We start from the raw sequence: 18041 nt of genomic DNA, 5'->3' as shown, positions 1-18041 counted from the left end.
AAAGTTCAACCAAGTTTTTAGGAGACCCTCATGGCCAAAATGAAAGCAATCGACGCCGCAGTCCTGGTGCTCGAAAAAGAAGGTGTAACCGTGACGTTTGGTGTGCCCGGTGCGGCCATCAACCCGCTGTACGCTGCAATGAAGAACCACGGCGGCATCGGTCACATTCTGGCCCGTCACGTCGAAGGCGCCAGCCACATGGCCGAAGGCTACACCCGTGCTGTAGCCGGCAATATCGGCGTATGTATCGGCACCAGCGGCCCCGCCGGCACCGACATGATCACCGGTCTGTACTCGGCCAGCGCCGACTCCATTCCAATCCTGTGCATTACCGGTCAGGCTCCTCGCTCGCGTCTGCACAAGGAAGATTTCCAGGCCGTGGACATTGCCTCCATTGCCAAGCCCGTGACCAAGTGGGCCACCACCGTGCTGGAACCCGCCCAGGTACCACGTGCCTTCCAGCAGGCTTTCCACCTGATGCGCTCCGGCCGTCCCGGTCCCGTGCTGATCGATCTGCCCATCGACGTGCAGCTGGCCGAGATCGAATTCGACATCGACACCTATGAGCCCCTGCCTGCCTACAAGCCAGCTGCTTCGCGCAAGCAGGCCGAGAAGGCCATCGAGATGCTCAACGAATCCGAACGTCCCCTGCTGGTCTCCGGCGGCGGTGTGATCAACGCCGATGCTTCCGAGCTGGTGGTCGAGCTGGCCGAGATCCTGAACGTGCCCGTGATTCCCACACTGATGGGCTGGGGCACCATCCCCGACGATCACCCTCTGATGGTCGGCATGTGCGGTCTGCAGACCAGCCACCGTTACGGCAACGCCAACATGCTGGCTTCGGACTTCGTGTTCGGTATCGGCAACCGCTGGGCCAACCGCCACACCGGCTCGGTCGAGGTCTACACCAAGGGCCGCAAGTTCATCCACGTGGACATCGAGCCCACACAGATCGGTCGCGTGTTCGCGCCTGACTACGGTATCGTCTCCGACGCCAAGTCGGCTCTGGAGCAATTCGTTGCCGTGGCCAAGGAGTGGAAGGCTGCCGGCAAGCTAAAGTGCCGCAAGGCCTGGGTGGCTGAATGCCAAGGCCGTAAGAACAGCGTCGAGTTCCTGCGCAAGACGAACTTCGACAACGTGCCGATGAAGCCCCAGCGCGTTTACCAGTGCATGAACAACACACTGGACCGCGACACCACCTATGTGTCCACCATCGGTCTGTCGCAGATCGCCGGTGCCCAGTTCCTGCACGTGTACAAGCCCCGCAACTGGATCAACTGCGGCCAGGCCGGCCCTCTGGGCTGGACCACTCCCGCCGCCCTGGGTGTGCGCGTGGCCGATCCCCAGCGCAAGATCGTGGCACTGTCCGGCGACTACGACTTCCAGTTCATGATCGAAGAGCTGGCCGTGGGCGCGCAGTTCAAGCTACCCTATGTTCACGTGCTGGTGAACAACAGCTATCTGGGTCTGATCCGTCAGGCACAGCGCGCTTTCTCGATCGACTATTGCGTGCAATTGGCGTTCGACAATATCAACATGGATGAGGGTGATGCGACCCGCGGCTACGGTGTTGACCATGTTAAGGTCGTTGAAGGTCTGGGTTGCAAGGCGATTCGCGTTCATCGCGCCGAAGACTTTGCTCCCGCCATGCAGCAGGCCGAAGCCTGGATGGCAGAGCACAAGACCCCTGTGGTGATCGAGTGCATCCTGGAGCGTGTGACCAACATCTCCATGGGCGCCGAAATCGACAACGTGGTCGAGTTCGAAGACCTGGCAACCGAAAAGGCCGACGCGCCCAGCGCACTGGCCCTGCTGGACTGATAGGAAAACTCCCCCTGAGCGGCTGTGCCGCTTCCCCTCTCTTTGCGGGAGGGGGACGACGCCTTCGCTGCGGGGCGGCGCGGCCGGCTCAGGCCCTTGCTTGGCGTCTAGCGCCTGCAACTATTAACGATTACCGGAGACTTTTATCATGCCCCGTTTTGCAGCCAACCTGAGCATGTTGTTCACCGAGGTGCCTTTCCTCGAGCGTTTTGAGCGTGCCGCAAACGCAGGCTTTGAAGCCGTGGAGTTTCTCTTCCCCTACGCTCATACCGTGGAAGAGATCAAGGAGCGCCTGGACGCCACCGGCCTGAAGATTGTTCTGCACAACCTGCCCGCAGGTGACTGGGACGCGGGCGAGCGCGGCATTGCCTGCGACCCCAAGCGCGTGGACGAGTTCCGCGCCGGCGTGGCCAAGGCCGTGACCTATGCCCACGCCCTGGGTGTGCCACAGCTCAACTGCCTGGCCGGCAAGGTTCCTGCTGGTATCGACGCTGTCGTGGTACGCCGCACCTTCGTGGAAAACCTGCGTTTTGCCGCTGCCGCCCTGAGCGCCGCCAACATCCGCCTGCTGATCGAGCCGATCAACCCCTTCGACATCCCCGGCTTCTACCTGAACCGCACGGATGAAGCCCTGTCCATCCTGGACGAAGTGGGTGCGCCCAACGCCTTTGTGCAGTACGACATCTACCACGCCCAGCGCGTGGAGGGCGAACTGGCTGCCACCATGCAAAAGCAGCTGGCCCGCATCGGTCACATCCAGCTGGCTGACAACCCCGGTCGCAACGAACCCGGCACGGGCGAGATCAACTACCCCTTCCTGTTCGCACATCTGGATCGCATCGGCTACGACGGCTGGATCGGCTGCGAATACAAGCCCGCCAATGGCACCGAGTCCGGCCTGGGCTGGCTGCAGAAGATCGGCGGCTGGAGCAAGGTCGCCGTGGCTGCCTGAACGGATGAAAAGGCCTGTGGCGCCTGCTCGCAAAGCGCCACCAGCCGCCGAATTTGAGTATCAAGAAAACTGAGGAGTACAACCATGAACGCATCGTCTCTCAAGCTGGGCTTTATCGGTCTGGGCATCATGGGCGCGCCCATGTGCGGCCACCTGATTGCGGCCGGCCACCAACTGTTCGTCAACACCGTGGGCAAGGTGCCTGCCAACATCGCCGAAACCAGCGCCACCCAGTGCACCACCGCTCGCGGTGTGGCCGAGCGTGCCGACATCATCTTCATCATGGTGCCCGACACTCCCGACGTGGAGAAGGTGCTGTTCGGTGAAGACGGCGTGGCAGCCGGCCTGAAGGGCAGCTCCGGCAAGATCGTGGTCGACATGTCCTCCATCTCGCCCGTGGCCACCAAGGACTTCGCCAAGCGCATCGAAGCCGCTGGCGCCCAGTACCTGGACGCTCCCGTCTCCGGCGGTGAAGTCGGTGCCAAGAACGGCACCCTGTCCATCATGGTCGGCGGACCCGATGCGGCTTTCGAGCGCGTCAAGCCCCTGTTCGACAAGATGGGCAAGAACATCACCCTGGTGGGCGGCAACGGCGACGGCCAGACGGCCAAGGTGGCCAACCAGATCATCGTGGCGCTGAACATCGAAGCCGTGGCCGAAGCCCTGCTGTTCGCATCGCGCGCCGGTGCCGATCCCGCACGTGTGCGTGAAGCCCTGCTGGGCGGCTTTGCCTCTTCCAAGATCCTGGAAGTGCATGCCGAACGCATGATCAAGCGCACCTTCGACCCTGGCTTCCGTATTGCCCTGCACCAGAAGGACCTGAACCTGGCCCTGTCCAGCGCACGTCAGCTGGGCGTGTCTCTGCCCAACACGGCTCAGGCACAGGAACTGTTCAACAGCTGCGTGGCCCACGGAGGTGCAGCCTGGGATCATTCTGGCATGGTGCGTGCCCTGGAAATCCAGGCCAACTTCGAAATCGGTCAGAAGGCTGACTAAAGAGAGGTGGGGAGGGCGGCCACTGGCCACGCGTACGGCCAGCAGCCGCCTCAAGTGAAAGCCGCGCTCGGGGGAGCGCGGCTTTTTTGTTCAGCGTCAGAACCCAATGGTTTTTCCATCAGGATTGCGCGGGTCCGAGGCACCGCGCAGCAGGCCATCACGGACCTCGATGGTCTGCGAGCGGCCCATGGACGCCTTCAGTGCCACTTTGTGGCCCCACTGCCTGAGCAGGGCCAGCGTATCGGGGCTGAAGCCTTTTTCAACGCGCAGCTCGTCCGGCGTCCACTGGTGATGAAAGCGCGGCGTTGACGCCGCCTCGGCCGGGTTCATACCGAAGTCGATGTGATTGACGACCTGCTGCAGCACCGTGGTGATGATGCGCGCTCCGCCCGGACTGCCGGTGACGAGGACCGGCTTGCCGTCCTTGAGCACCAGGGTCGGCGTCATCGACGACAGCGGCCGCTTGCCGGCCTGCACGGCATTCGCATCGCCGCCCACCAGACCGTAGGCATTGGCCACGCCGGGCTTGGCCGAGAAATCGTCCATCTCGTTGTTGAGCAGAATGCCCGTGCCCCTGGCGACGATACCGCTGCCGAAATTGGTGTTCAGTGTGTAGGTCACGGCCACGGCATTGCCGGCCTTGTCCACCACGGAGTAATGGGTGGTCTGGTCGCTTTCATAGGCCTGAGGCCGGCCGGGCCGGATGTCTTGGCTGGGCCTCGCCTGCTGGGGCTTGATGCCCGCAGCCAGCTCGCCAGCATAGTTCTTGGAGATCAGTCCCTTGAGCGGAATCTTCACGAAGTCCGGGTCGCCCAGGTATTCCGAGCGGTCTGCATAGGCGAGCTTCATGGCCTCGGTCATGTAGTGCACGCTTTGCGCGCTGTTGGCGCCCCATTGATTCATGGGCCAGCGCTCCATCATGTTCAGAATCTGAATCAGATGCGCGCCGCCCGAGGAGGGCGGAGGCATGGTCACGATCTGGTAGCCACGGTAGCTGCCGCGTATGGGTTCGCGCTCGGCCACCTTGTAGTCGCGCAGGTCCTGCAGAGTGATGGCATTGGCATGCGGCGCCATTTCAGCAGCGATCTTCTGCGCGATCGCTCCCTGATAGAAAGCCTTGGCGCCCTGCTGGCTGATCAGGCGCAGGGACTGCGCCAGATCCTTTTGCACCAGCCGCTCGCCGGTTTGCAGTGGCGCGCCGTTCTTCCAGAAAACGGCCTGGGTGGCCGGCCAGCGGCCCATCTGCTTTTTTTCCTGCTCCAGGGTCTTGGCCAGGGTGACGCTGACGGGATAGCCCTTGTCCGCCAGCGCAATCGCCGGCGCCATGACCCTGGCCAACGGCATGCTGCCCCAGCGCGAGAGCGCGTGCGTCATGCCCGCCACGGTGCCGGGCACGCCCACGGCGTAGTGGGTGTGGAGCGATTTGCCGTCTATGACCTTGCCATCGGCATCCAGGTACATGGTGCGTGACGCGCCCCTGGGGGCCACTTCGCGGAAGTCCAGCGCAATGTCCTTGCCACTCCTTGCGTCGTGCACCATCATGAAGCCGCCGCCGCCGATATTGCCGGCATTGGGCAGGGCCACGGCCAGGGCAAAGCCGACGGCCACGGCGGCATCGACGGCATTGCCGCCCGCCTTGAGAATGTCCACGCCGATCTGCGTGGCCAGCTCCTGCTCCGAGGCCACCATGCCATTCTTGGCGATGACGGGGTGAAAGACATCCAGTTCGAAGTCGTAGGCGGCAGCGGCAGCCTGGGCAGCGGCGGTCTGGGTGACGGCTGGCGCTGCGGCCTGGGCCCTGGAATCGCTGCCGCTGGCCTGAGCCGTGCCGTCCTTGTGGGCGGCCTCCGGTGCTGCGGTGCTGCTGCAGGCGCTCAGGCCGGTCAGAGCGATGAGCAGGCTGGCTGCCAGGGCGGTGGTGCGCAATTGCATGCGTTGTCTCCTGTTCGCTTGATGAGTCGGACCAGTGTATAGAGGCTGGAAAAGAAGCCAACCGGGCAGACCTGGCTATGTGCCTGAAAGTCAAGGCAGAAAAGCCTTTGATGGAGTACAGAAACTGTATACACTTTAGAAATCAAAGCGCTGCGCTCGCGCGCGGGCAGACTTTGTGATGGCATAGATGCTTTAGGACTTGCGCAGACAGGAATGCAACAACGGCCTGCCTTGTGAGGCAGACGTCCTGCTGAACCCGTTTTGCGCAAGTCGTGTGTTTGATACAACCAAGGGCAGTGGCAAACTGCCTGTGAGGAGATTTCCATGGGCCTGAGCACCCACGTTCTCGACACCATGAATGGCTGCCCCGCCGCAGGCATGGCCGTCGAGCTGTTTTCCACCGAAGGCGACAAGGCCACGCTGATCAAGAGCCTGGTGCTCAATCACGACGGCCGTACCGATGCGCCGCTGTTCGACAACAACACGCTCAAGGTCGGCACCTACCGCCTGACCTTTGACGTTGCGGCCTACTTCAAGGCCCGTGGCGTGCAGCTGCCGGAACCCAGCTTTCTGAACAAGGTGAGCCTGGACTTCGGCGTGGCCAATGTGGAGCAGCACTACCATGTGCCTCTGCTTGTCAGCCCCTGGAGCTATTCCACTTATCGCGGCTCCTGAGCGGGACGTAAGTCTCTCGAAGCGGGAGACATGGCAAAAACAAGAGCGGCTTGCGCACGTCATTTCAAGGTTTCAGCATGCAAATGCTTTGAAACCAAGAGATGATAGGCGCAAGCCGCTCCTGTTTTTAATGACTTATTTGCCTTTGGAATAGGCCATGGCTACAACCAGGGCGCTTACGAAATAAAAGGCCTGCAACTCCAGCGCCCAGCCGCCGGTGTTGTTGAGCATCAAAATCTGCCGGGTGTGCATCAGCGCAAATGCCACCACCATATTCACTGCAATCACCAGGGCTGCCGGCACCACCCACAGACCCACCAGCAGCAGCAAGGGGGCGACCACTTCGCCCAGATAGACCGCGTAGGCCAGAAAGCCCGGTGCACCCAAGCTCTCGATCTTGGCCTCGATGCTGCCGATGCCATAGCGAATCTTGGCCCAGCCGTGCAGCAGCATGAGCAAGGCCAGCGTGACACGCAGCACAACCAGCGCTGCCTTGGGGTGGTGAAAATAATTCCAGAACTTCATGAACTTCCTGTGGTCCGAGCTATGGCTACATCAACAATGCTAGCGCCTATTTCAGTGTTCTCGGTTGATCGCGCTTAGATCAGGCCCGGTCTTGGCGCATGTCTTTGTTGTAGGTATTTTTCGACACCTGCGCTTGTCTTCTGTAGGCCAATGGCGCAAGCTGTAACTGCCGGGTTTTATCGGCAAGGCTGCCGACTAGCATCGAGCCAACCCTGCATCTGACAGCTTTGCATCGGGGGGATGTGCAAAAGCGAACCAATGTCGGACCGCAGGACCTTCTGCCTCTGAAATGTGTCTACACATTCATCCCATGAAAGGATATAGGTATGCGTCAAATTTCTCTGCGTTCTGTTGCGATGGCTGCCGCACTGGCTGCCGGTGCCCTGACCATGACGGCCTGCACCACGACCAAGCCTGAAACCGCAACGGCGCCCCGTGCTGATGCCACGACGATCAATACGCGTGCCAATGCAGCGCTGGAGCGCCTGTACCAGACCGCCCCAGGATCCAAGGAAATGGTGCAACGCGCCAAGGGTGTGCTGATCTTCCCGTCGGTGATTGGCGGCAGCTTTGTGGTGGGGGTCGAGCATGGCCGTGGCGTGCTACGCGTGGGCGGTCAGAACCGTGGCTTCTACAGCACCACGGCGGCCTCCATCGGCTGGCAGGCAGGTGGCCAGTCCAAGGCTGTGATCTATGTGTTCAACACACAGGAAGCGCTGGACAAGTTCCTGCATAGCGATGGCTGGTCTGTGGGCGCCGATGCCACCGTGGCCGCTGGCCGGATTGGCGCCAACGGCAGCGTGGACACCACGACTGCCCAGGCTCCCGTCACCAGCTATGTGCTGACCAACGCGGGCCTGGAGGCCGGGGTATCGCTGCAGGGCACCAAGATCACCAAGGTGGTCGAGTAAGTCTTGCTCGGCTTGCAGCCACAAAAAAACCGGCCTCGGCCGGTTTTTTGTTGTCCGCAGCAGCAGGCATGCGCTGCATGCGCGCCGGGACCGTGAGTCATGCGGCAAGCGCGCAGCGCACCCCACCGGCTCACTCCGGAAAAGCGACTTCGATGCAGGTTCCCCTGCCTCGCGGATGATCGAGAATCCTCAGCACCGCACCATGCCGTGCAGCGATTTCCTTGACGATAGGCAGACCCAGGCCGCAACCATCGCCGCGACCGTCCTGGCCGCGATAGAAGCGCTCCAGCACCAGCGGCCTTTCCTGGGCGGGAATGCCCGGGCCGTCGTCGTCCACGGTCAGCAGGATGGGAGTTGACTGAAGGCTCAGGGTCACCCTGCCGCCTGACTGGCCATAGCGGATGGCGTTGTCCACCAGATTGCCGATCAGCTCGCGCAGCAGCACTGCCGTGCCCAGCACCCAGACGCCACGGTCAGGACCTTCATAGCCCAGGTCGATATGGCGGGCAATGGCCGCATCGGCCCAGCGTTCGAGTTCGTCGCGCGCCAGCGCGGCCAGGTCCACCGGCGTCATCGGCGTGGATTGTTCGGAGCGCGCCAGCGTCAGCAACTGGTGGGTGAGATGGCGTGCCCGCGTCACGGCGGTGAGGATATGCGTGAACGCTTCGGCCCGCCGGGCTTCGTCGGGCTCGCGCACCGCCCGCTCCGTCTGTATCTGCAAGGTCGTGAGCGGCGTGCGCAATTGGTGGGCTGCGTTGGCGATGAAGCGCTGCTGCACATCCTGCGAGTTCGCCACTCTTGCGATCAGCTGATCCAGTGCGTTCAGCAGGGGTTCGAGCTCCGTCGGTACTCCCTCTGCCTTGTCCAGCGGCGCCAGCTTCTCGGGTTCGTAGCGATCCAGATTGCGCGTGAGCCTATCAATGACCTTGAGGCCGGAATCCACAGCAAGCCACACCACGACCCCTGCCAGCATCAGCACCAGCGCCAGCAGTGGCACGGCGTAGCGCAGGATTTCCTCGATGATGGAATCGTGCTTGCGCCGGGTCTGTGCCACCTGGATGAGGAACTCGTCGTTGGGATATTGCAGGCGCACCGCCACGATGCGAACCTGGCGCGGGCCGATTCTGCCGTCGTAGAAATAAGGTGTGTTCAGTGCCAGGCCGCTGGGCGGCAGCGGGAAATCGGCGTTGTGCAGCATGACGCCATGCTTGAGCGAGCGCACTTCTTCCGAGATTTCATCGATGCTGTCGAACTCGAACATCTCCTTGGCTGCCTTGGGCAGGTCGAGTATGGAGCGCTCGCCGTCGTGCGTGATCTGCTGGGCCAGCGTCATGGCTGCGTCGTAAAGCCAGCGGTCGTAGACGACGGAGGCGATATGTCTGGCCAGCCAGATGGTGCCCAGCGCACCAATGATCAGGGTCAGCGACAAGGGCCCGAACAGGCGCACCAGCAGGCGTCGGCGCAGGCTGAAGCGGGTCGACTTATTCATGGGCTTGAGTGCGCGGCTGCTGCTCCAGGCGGTAGCCCAGTCCGCGCAGCATGCGAATGCCGACACCGGCGCCAGCGTCCTCCAGCTTGCGGCGCAGGCGGCTCACGAAGACCTCGATGGATGAGGGATTGATGTCGCTGGCCCAGGTGTAGAGCGACTCGATGATCTGCTGCTTGCTGATGATGCGGCCCTGGCGCCTGAGCAGCAGCTCCAGCACCGCCATCTCGCGCGCCGTGAGCATCAGCTCCTGATCGTGCACGGTGGCGATGCGTGCCGCCGGGTCCAGCATCAGGTCTCCGAAACCGAGCGTGAGGTTCGCGCCGTTGGACGATCCGCGCCGCAGCAGCGCGCGAATGCGCGCTTCCAGCTCGCCCAGCGCGAAGGGCTTGGGAAGGTAGTCGTCACCGCCCGCATCCAGGCCGGAGATGCGATCTTGCAGATCGTATCTGGCCGTGAGGATGATCACGGGTGCTGCAACCCCTTGTCTGCGCAGACGGCGCAGCACGCTGAGGCCGTCCTCATCCGGCAGTCCCAGGTCGAGGATCAGCAATTCATAGGCCGTGGTTTTGCAGGCCTCTGTGGCGGCGTGGCCGGTGTGCACCGCGTCCACCGCGTAATTGGATTGCGCAAGGCTGTTCACCAGGCCATTGGCCAGTTCCAGGTCGTCCTCGATCAAAAGCAGGCGCATGGCAAGTCATCCGGAAAGGTTCAAGAAAGCTTGGGGAAGGGCTGGATCAAGCTTCGATTGCTAGAGTCAAAAAGTCTTCCGCGATTGTCACATCGGAGAGGGAAAACAGCCAATCCGGATGGTGATCGAGCATGGCGCTTCGATGGGAACAAGGCCCGTGGATTCCTTGGCTTTGCTGCTTTGCGCAGACGCCTGCACCGCGCTTGATCGGTGGTGTTTTGCTTCGAAGTCACGCCGGCTCACGAGCTGCAGAACACCGTCTGTCCTGGCCTGGTCGGCACTGTTGGGGGACTCTCCCGGCAGCTACCGATCATAAGTGGGATGCAGAGTTGGCAATGGTGCCGGCCCTGTCGTAAGAACCTTTTTTGTCCCAGGCCTGCGGCACTGGGAAGGAGCACTTCCAGAGTGAGCCCCATAGTATTCAGAACGAACAGCGGCCTGCGACTCCTCGGCTTGCCGGTCTGGGCGGTGCTGCTGACAGGCTGCGCGGTCGGCCCCGATTTCCAGCGGCCGCCACCGCCCGCCAATGCGGTTTTCACCCGCGAAGCATTTCCTGCCGCCACCGTCGCCGCGTCCGGAAGCACCAGGCAGGCGCAGCAGTTTCTGGCAGGAGTCGATGTGCCGGATCGTTGGTGGACGCACTTCCAGTCGCCCGAGCTCGATGCCCTGGTGCAGGAGGCGCTCAAGGCCAACCCGACCGTGGCGGCGGCGCAGGCTGCGCTGCGCCAGGCTCAGGCCATGGTGAAGGCGCAGCGCGGTGCATACCTGCCCAGGGTGCAGGCCGGATACACGCCGAGTCGCCAGAAGGACGCCGGCGAGTCACCCTTCACCTTGCACACGGCGCAGGTGTCGGTTGGCTTCACGCCCGATGTTTTTGGCGGCAACCGGCGCGCGGTCGAAGCACTGCGTGCCTCGGCCGAAGCGCAGCGCTTTCAGCTGGAGGCCACCTATCTGACGCTGGCTGCGAATGTGGTGACGACTGCTGTCGAGCAGGCGTCGGTGCGCGATCAGATCGCCGCTACCCGGGCCATTGTGCTCGCCAATACAAGAGCGCTGGAGATTCTGCGGCGCCAGCTGGCAGTGGGTCAGGTGGCTGGGCTGGATGTCGCCCTGGTGGAAGCCGCCTTGGCGCAGAGCGAGCAGCAGCTGCCGGAGCTCGAGAAGCAGCTGGAGCAATCGCGCAACGCCTTGGCTGCGTTGATCGGCCGTTTGCCGGCCGAGGCTCCCGAGCACCAGTTCAGCATCGATTCGCTGAAGCTGCCGCAGGAGCTGCCGCTGAGTCTGCCTTCCCAACTGGTGGAGCAGCGTCCCGATGTGCGGGTGGCTGCGGCCGAGCTGCAGGCCGCCAGTGCGCAGATCGGTGTTGCTACGGCCAATATGCTGCCGCAGTTCTCGCTCACGGCTGCACGCGGCGGAGCTGCGGCCGTTTTCGGCCAGATGTTTGCGACAGGCAATCCGTTCTGGAGCATCGTTGCCGAGATGAGTCAGACGCTGTTTGCGGGCGGCACGCTGATGTATGAGCGCAAGGCTGCACAGGCAGCTTTCGATCAGTCTGCGGCGCTCTACAAGGAGGCGGTGATCGCCGCATTCCAGGATGTGTCCAACACGCTGTATGCCTTGAAGTCGGATGCCGAAGCGCTGAACGCAGCCGTGCGTACCGAGCGTGCCACGCAGCGTGCGCTGACGCTGGTGCAAAAGCAACTCACCGCTGGTGAGGTGGATGCGCTGGCCCTGACGGCAAGCCAGCAGGCTTACCAGGAAGCGGTGATCGCGCGTGTACAGGCCCAGGCGGCCCGGCTGGCCGATACCGCTGCGCTCTTCCAGGCACTAGGCGGTGGCTGGTGGAACCAGGCCAGGGCCGACACGGTGGCATCCAAGGATTAGCACCGGCACAACCGACAGGACGCGGCACGACAGCCAAGCCTCCCGGCCTCTCTTTGCCGGGAGGCTGCCGTGCAGCGGATGAGAACCGATATTTCTGGAACTAGCGACTGATATGGACAAGCATCACCACAACCCTGTTTTGCGCTTATCTCCCAAAGCCACCGTTCTGGCCATCCTGGCGTCCTGCGTGGTGCTGGGCGGCGGGGTGCTGTTGTGGCAGGGGGGAAGCAAGCGCATGCCTGTCGCAGCGGCTGCGACGCAGGCCTCTGCGACCAAGACGCGTCAGCATCTCTTCCATCCCAGCGAAAAGCAGCGTGCAGCCTTTACCGTGCAGCAGGTGCAGAGCAGGTCCTTTTATGCCGAAGTGGTGACAGAAGGCAAGATCGCTCTGGACGAAAACCGCCTCACCCGCATTTATTCGCCATTTGGCGGACGCGTGACCGAGCTGCTGGTCAATTCCGGGGACAAGGTGCAGCGCGGGCAGAAGCTGCTATCGGTGGAAGCCTCGGACTCCATCGAGACGCAAAAGGACTTCATCGCCGCCCTGGGCGACTACCGCAAGACCAAGTCCCAACTCGAGCTGAGCGCTGCGGTGGAGGCCCGGCTCAATGCATTGCATAAGGACGAAGCCGCATCGAAAAAGGACTGGGATGAGGCGCGCGCAGCCCTGCTTGCCGCGCAAAGCGACCTGCGCTCGGCCGAGATTGCACTGCAGGCCGTGCGCAGCCGCCTGAAGCTGCTGGGCAAGACGCAGTCCGAGATCCAGAAATTCGAGAACACTGGTGTCATTTCATCGGATGCCCCGGTCTACTCCCCCATCGGCGGCGTGGTGCTGCAACGCAATGTGGGCCCCGGCCAGTTCGTGGACGGCGGCTCGGGCGAAGGCGAGGCGCCGCTGCTGATCGGCGACATCTCCAAGATCTGGTTGCTGGCCTATGTGCGCGAAAGCGATGCCGCAGCCGTTCGGTTGCAGCAGCCCGTGGACTTCACGGTGCTGACGCTGCCCGGGCAGACATTCAACGCCAAGGTCAGCTATGTGGGCTCCGCGCTGGACGGCGACAGCCGCCGCCTGCTCGTGCGCGCCGTGGTGGACAACCGCGACGGCCTGCTCAAGCCCGAAATGTTCGCGCAGGTGCGGATCCTGACCGGAGAAACCGCGCCCAGCCTGGCTGTGCCGCGCGAGGCCGTGATCCACGAGGGCGATGCCACCCGTGTCTGGATCCTGAACGCCGACGGCAGCGCCGAGCTGCGCAGCTTCAAGGCCGGTCTGGTCAACGGAAGCTGGATGCAGGTGCTCGAAGGACTGCAGCCCGACAACCAAGTCATCACAGCGGGCAGTCTGTTCATCGATCGCGCAGCCGCGCTGGCTTCTGCCGCAGACAACAGGTAAGCCATGATCCACGCACTCATCAAATCGGTCCTGCAGCTGCGGGGCCTGGTCATCGCCATGTTCCTGGTGCTGCTGGGAGTGGGCGTGATTGCCTTCACCAAGCTGAACATCGAGGCCTACCCGGACCCTGTGCCGCCTGCCGTGCAGGTCATCACGCAGAACGAAGGCCAGTCGGCCGAGGACATCGAGCGCTACATCACCATTCCGGTCGAGACCGGGCTGACCACGGCCCAACATTTGAGCGCCATCCGCTCGATCTCGCTGTTCGGCCTGTCCGATGTGCGCCTGCAGTTCACCTATGACCTGACCTACGAGGAAGCGCTGCAGAAAGTGCTGAATCTGCTGGCCCAGCTGCCGCCGCTGCAAAATGGCGTGCAGCCCGAAATCTCGCCCTGGAGCCCGATTGGCGAGGTGTACCGCTATCAGCTCGTGGGTCCTCCCGGCTACAGCGTGCTCGATCTGCGCACGCTGCAGGACTGGGTGGTCGAGCGGCGTTTTCGCGCCGTGCCCGGCGTGCTGGACGTGTCGAGCTGGGGCGGCAAGACCAAGGTCTTCGAGGTCCAGGTCGATACCAACAAGCTGGCGGCCTTCGGCCTGACGATGTCGGAGCTGGTGGAAAAACTCAATGACAGCAATGTCAACGTGGGAGGCCAGACCGTCAACGTGGGTCAGCAGTCGGCCGTGGTGCGCGGCGTGGGCCTGATCCAGCATATCGATGACATCCGCAACACGCTGCTCACGCAGTCGAACGGCAATCCGGTGCGGGTGAGCGACATCGGCGAGGTCAAGGTCAGCCAGCTTCCGCGTCTCGGTATTGCGGGCCGTGACGACAACGACGACATCGTGCAAGGTACGGTGCTGATGCGCCGCGGCGAGAAGAGCACGCCGGTCATGGCCCGCGTGAAAGCCGAGGTGGATCGCATCAATGCGTCCGACCTGCTGCCGCCGGGCGTGCGCATCGAGCGCATCTACGACCGCAGCGAGCTGATCGCAATCACCACCAAGACGGTGCTGTTCAACATTCTGTTCGGTGTGCTGCTGGTGTTCGGCGTGCAGTGGCTGTTCCTGGGCGATCTGCGCAGTGCCGTGGTGGTCGCATCGGCCATTCCGTTCGCCTTCTTCTTCGCCATCGGGATCATGGTGCTCAGAGGCGAGTCGGCCAATCTGCTGTCGCTGGGGGCGATCGACTTTGGGTTGATCATCGATGCCACGGTGATCATCGTGGAGAACATCTTCCGGCATCTGTCGGGGCATGCGAACGACGGCGAGCATGGGGACTCGCAGGCACCGCTGGCGCCCGTGCCTGCCGGCTTTACCGGCAAGCTGGCTGCTGTCTACCGCGCCTCGACCGAGGTGAGCAAGCCCATCCTGTTCGCGGCCATCATCATCCTGGCCGGCTTCCTGCCCTTGTTCACGCTCAGTGGCGTGGAAGGCCATATCTTCGGGCCCATGGCGCAAACCTATGCCTATGCGCTGGCCGGCGGCCTGATCGCCACCTTCACGGTGGCTCCCGCGTTGAGCGCATTGCTGCTGTCGGAGAACGCCGAGCACCGCGAAACCTGGTTTGTGCGCAAGCTGCGCTGCATCTACCTGCCGGCGCTGCGCGCTGCCATGGCGAACAAGTTCACCACGGTGGCCGGGGCTGCCGTGCTGGTGCTGGCCTCGCTGATCGGTATCCGCGGACTGGGGCTGGAGTTTCTGCCGACACTGGAGGAGGGCAATCTGTGGGTGCGCGCCACCATGCCGTCGTCGATTTCGCTGGAGGCCGGCAATGACACGGTGAACCGCATCCGCCGCCAGATCTCGGCGCTGCCCGAGGTCGATACCGTGGTCTCGCAACAAGGCCGCACCGATGACGGCACGGACTCCAACGGCTTCTTCAACGCCGAGTTCAATGTGCCCTTGCTGGCCCGGTCGCACTGGCGTCCCGGCATGGACAAGCCTCGCCTGATCCGCGAGCTGGGGGCACAGCTGGAGGAGGAGTTCCCCGGTGTGGAGTTCAATTTCTCCCAGTACCTGCAGGACAACGTGGCCGAGTCGATTTCGGGCGTGAAGGGCGAGAACACGGTCAAGGTGTTCGGCTACGACCTGGACCAGCTCAAGGCGACCTCGGAGCAGATCAAGGAGGTAATGAGCGAGGTGCCGGGGATCACTGACCTGAGTGTGTATACGCTGCTCGGCCAGCCCACGCTCAATATCCAGGTGGACCGGCTTGCGGCGGGTCGCCATGGCTTGAGCACAGGGGAAATCAATACCGCCATCGAGGCGGCCATAGGTGGTACCGAAGCCGGCAATCTGTTCGAGCGAGGCAGCGACCGCTTCTTCCCGATCCGGGTGCGACTGGCAGCCGAGTACCGCAACGACATCGAGGCCATCAAGCGTCTGACCGTGGGCGCCAAGGACGAAGAGTCAGGCCGCGTCCATCAGATCCCTCTGAGCGAGATCGCCAAGGTGGAGCTGGTCTCGGGTCCGGCCTTCATCTACCGCGAAGGTCAGCAGCGCTACATTCCCATCAAGTTCAGCGTGCGAGACCGCGATCTGGGCGGTGCCATCCACGAGGCGCAGGAGCGCATCGCCAAGCTGAACCTGCCACCGGGCTATCGGCTGGAATGGGCCGGTCAGTTCGGCAATCTGCAGGACGCCATCGATCGTCTGACCGTGATCGTGCCGGTGACGCTGGTCCTGATTGCGCTGCTGCTGTATGCCACTTTCGCATCGTTCACGGACACGATGCTGGGCCTGAGCGTGATTCCCATGGCCATGGTGGGCGGTGTATTTGCGCTGTTCGTCACAGGCACACCTTTCAGCGTCTCGGCGGCGATCGGCTTCATCGCGCTCTTTGGTATCGCGGTGATGGAAGGCATCATCCTGCTGTCGTACTTCAACCAGCTGATGGCGCGAGGGCGAGAACGCTCGGCTGCGGTGCTCGAGGCCTGCGAGGTGCGCTTCCGTCCCGTGATGATGACCTGTCTGGCGGCTGCCGTAGGGCTGCTTCCGGCAGCCTTCTCGACGGCCATCGGTTCGCAGGTGCAGCGCCCGCTGGCACTGGTGGTGGTCGGCGGCATCAGCATGGCGCCGCTGCTGGTGCTGATTGTCTTCCCGGTACTTATCTCGCTGTTCTCGCGCCGGGACCGTAGCGCTGCGATGACCGGGTGATCCTCGGCGTCACGAACCAGGAGAGCAGCCGGCGCAACGCCGGCACTTCGGCCCGCTGTTTGAGCGGGCCGCTTGCTATGCGGGGTTACTCGCCCAGCTGCCCTTCGGTCAGGGTGTCGAGCTGGAAGCGTCCCGACTTGTCCCACAGCCAGGTGTCGGTATAGGTCACGCTGCGACCCGGCGCAGGAAAGGGTGCGGCGGAGCGCACGGCTCGTTCGATCTCTGCCACCACTTCGGGTGCGTGGCTGGGCTTGCGCATCCAGTGCAGGTTTTTCACGCGGCCCTGGCCGTCAAGCTGGACCTGCAGCACACCGATTGCATACAGCATGGGCGGCAGCATGCCCTTGTAGATGCGGCCCGAGTTGTGCTCGTACAGATGCTGGGCAGCCTGCTTTCGATAGCTTGGACTGGCCTTGTCGGCAGGCGTCGTGCCTATGGATGGGCTTTGAGGCGCGATCTGGCAGGCGGTCAGCACTGCGGCAACGGCAGCCATCATCCCGGTCCGCAGCCAGTTCAGGGGACGGCGGGCTGGTTTGGCGCGGGAGGGTTCGTGGGTTTCGGGCATGACGCCAAGCGTAGCCGCAAATGGGTGAGGGCCGCAGCCTTGGGGCTGAATTCCGATGCTGCCTCGTGAAAAATCTGCAACCACTCGTCAGACAGGGCCCGGATATGCATCCGATTAAGGTGCTCATACGCTTGTTTGTCTATTGCGGACCGGAAAATGCATGAATATCGGTCATCAAAGCAATCGGCGTTCAGTCATGTGGAGCGAAACACAGCAAGGAATCTTGAACCGTCTGGCGCAGCAGCCGCTGTGCCGGGTGCAGGTGCAGGCCACCCGTGGCTCCGTGCCCCGTGAGGAGGGGGCCTGGATGGCTGTGTTTGCCGATGAGGTGATGGGGACGATAGGCGGGGGCCATCTGGAATGGCAGGCCATTGCTCTGGCGCGTCAGTTGCTGGTGCAGTGGGACGAGGATTGCGCCGCCTCGCGCGAGCATGTCCAGCGCTATGCCCTCGGCCCCAGCCTGGGCCAATGCTGTGGCGGTGCTCTGGAGCTGCACTTCGAATGGTTTGAGGCCCGCGACGCCCAGCGTCTGCGGGCCTTGATGCCAGAGCCCTCGCAATGCGTGGCCTTGTTCGGTGCGGGCCATGTGGGGCATGCACTGGTGCGCATTCTGCGCAGCCTGCCGTATCGGGTGATCTGGGTGGACAGCCGCGATGCAGTCTTTCCTGTGCAGGAGCAGATTGGCGTGCAGTGCGAGCATTCCGATCCGGTGCAGGCCGCGGTGGGGCAGCTGCCGCCGCAGTCCCAGGTGCTGATCATGAGCTTCAGCCATGCCGAGGACCTGGAAGTGGTGGCGCAATGCCTGTTGCGCCAGCGCGAGCGAGGAGATCTGCCTTTTGTGGGGCTGATCGGCAGCAAGACCAAATGGGCGAGCTTCAGTAGCCGCTTGCGCAGCCGAGGCTTCAGCGATGAGGAGCTGGCTCACATCACCTGCCCGATCGGCGTGCCGGGCATTACCGGCAAGGAGCCCGAGGTGATCGCGGTCGCTGTGGCGGCACAGCTTCTGCAGCGCCTGCCTGCGAGCTGATGGTGCGGGGTGTGCCCTGACTTGGTGCAT

General features: G+C 63.1%; 14 protein-coding genes. 9 read left to right on the top strand and 5 right to left on the bottom strand.

What is annotated here, in order from left to right; all coding sequences use genetic code 11:
- The first annotated feature begins 30 nt into the window (after positions 1 to 30).
- From gcl to glxR, 3 genes are all read left to right on the top strand, one after another.
- Positions 31 to 1821 (top strand): glyoxylate carboligase, encoded by a 1791-nt coding sequence (gcl, locus tag F3J24_RS24120; RefSeq protein WP_167011329.1) that lies wholly within the window; start codon positions 31 to 33, stop codon positions 1819 to 1821.
- 148 nt (positions 1822 to 1969) lie between these two features.
- Positions 1970 to 2773, top strand: a complete 804-nt coding sequence (hyi, locus tag F3J24_RS24115) for a hydroxypyruvate isomerase (RefSeq protein ID WP_167011327.1) — start codon at positions 1970 to 1972, stop codon at positions 2771 to 2773.
- An 84-nt stretch (positions 2774 to 2857) separates the two neighbouring features.
- Positions 2858 to 3769: a 2-hydroxy-3-oxopropionate reductase gene (gene glxR, locus F3J24_RS24110; protein WP_167011325.1), complete on the top strand. Its 912-nt coding sequence runs from the start codon at positions 2858 to 2860 to the stop codon at positions 3767 to 3769.
- A 96-nt stretch (positions 3770 to 3865) separates the two neighbouring features.
- Here the strand turns inward: glxR and ggt are convergent, their stop codons facing one another.
- Positions 3866 to 5701 (bottom strand): gamma-glutamyltransferase, encoded by a 1836-nt coding sequence (gene ggt / locus F3J24_RS24105; RefSeq protein ID WP_167011323.1) that lies wholly within the window; start codon positions 5699 to 5701, stop codon positions 3866 to 3868.
- A gap of 324 nt (positions 5702 to 6025) precedes the next feature.
- Here ggt and uraH point away from each other — a divergent pair, with 324 nt between their 5' ends.
- On the top strand, positions 6026 to 6376 hold the full coding sequence (uraH, locus tag F3J24_RS24100; protein ID WP_003070903.1) for a hydroxyisourate hydrolase: 351 nt from the start codon (positions 6026 to 6028) through the stop codon (positions 6374 to 6376).
- 135 nt (positions 6377 to 6511) lie between these two features.
- Here uraH and F3J24_RS24095 read toward each other — a convergent pair whose 3' ends face one another.
- Entirely contained in the window at positions 6512 to 6901 is a 390-nt protein-coding gene (locus F3J24_RS24095) for a DoxX family protein (protein WP_003052449.1), read from the bottom strand.
- Positions 6902 to 7227: 326 nt separating this feature from the next.
- Here F3J24_RS24095 and F3J24_RS24090 point away from each other — a divergent pair, with 326 nt between their 5' ends.
- Positions 7228 to 7812, top strand: a complete 585-nt coding sequence (locus tag F3J24_RS24090; protein ID WP_167011321.1) for a YSC84-related protein — start codon at positions 7228 to 7230, stop codon at positions 7810 to 7812.
- A 130-nt stretch (positions 7813 to 7942) separates the two neighbouring features.
- Here the strand turns inward: F3J24_RS24090 and F3J24_RS24085 are convergent, their stop codons facing one another.
- Together F3J24_RS24085 and F3J24_RS24080 are read right to left on the bottom strand one after the other, a co-directional pair.
- On the bottom strand, positions 7943 to 9301 hold the full coding sequence (locus F3J24_RS24085; RefSeq protein WP_167011319.1) for a sensor histidine kinase: 1359 nt from the start codon (positions 9299 to 9301) through the stop codon (positions 7943 to 7945).
- The gene (locus F3J24_RS24080) at positions 9294 to 9989 is read right to left on the bottom strand and encodes a response regulator transcription factor (RefSeq protein ID WP_167011317.1); all 696 of its coding nucleotides are present in this window, start codon (positions 9987 to 9989) and stop codon (positions 9294 to 9296) included. Before F3J24_RS24080 ends, F3J24_RS24085 begins: the two co-directional genes overlap by 8 nt.
- Before the next feature lie 405 nt (positions 9990 to 10394).
- Between F3J24_RS24080 and F3J24_RS24075 the strand changes: the two genes are divergently transcribed.
- From F3J24_RS24075 to F3J24_RS24065, 3 genes are all read left to right on the top strand, one after another.
- Entirely contained in the window at positions 10395 to 11873 is a 1479-nt protein-coding gene (locus F3J24_RS24075; protein WP_167011315.1) for an efflux transporter outer membrane subunit, read from the top strand.
- 112 nt (positions 11874 to 11985) lie between these two features.
- Positions 11986 to 13263, top strand: a complete 1278-nt coding sequence (locus F3J24_RS24070; protein ID WP_167011313.1) for an efflux RND transporter periplasmic adaptor subunit — start codon at positions 11986 to 11988, stop codon at positions 13261 to 13263.
- Positions 13264 to 13266: 3 nt separating this feature from the next.
- On the top strand, positions 13267 to 16419 hold the full coding sequence (locus F3J24_RS24065) for an efflux RND transporter permease subunit (protein ID WP_167011311.1): 3153 nt from the start codon (positions 13267 to 13269) through the stop codon (positions 16417 to 16419).
- Positions 16420 to 16504: 85 nt separating this feature from the next.
- Here F3J24_RS24065 and F3J24_RS24060 read toward each other — a convergent pair whose 3' ends face one another.
- Positions 16505 to 16915, bottom strand: coding sequence for a hypothetical protein (locus F3J24_RS24060; RefSeq protein WP_205244948.1), 411 nt, complete (start codon positions 16913 to 16915; stop codon positions 16505 to 16507).
- A 265-nt stretch (positions 16916 to 17180) separates the two neighbouring features.
- Between F3J24_RS24060 and xdhC the strand changes: the two genes are divergently transcribed.
- On the top strand, positions 17181 to 18011 hold the full coding sequence (xdhC, locus tag F3J24_RS24055) for a xanthine dehydrogenase accessory protein XdhC (protein ID WP_167011307.1): 831 nt from the start codon (positions 17181 to 17183) through the stop codon (positions 18009 to 18011).
- The last annotated feature ends 30 nt before the right edge of the window (positions 18012 to 18041 follow it).

The organism is Comamonas sp. Tr-654 (assembly GCF_011752915.1).
Taxonomy (GTDB): Bacteria; Pseudomonadota; Gammaproteobacteria; order Burkholderiales; family Burkholderiaceae_C; genus Comamonas.
This window is presented reverse-complemented; position numbering and strand designations above follow the sequence as displayed.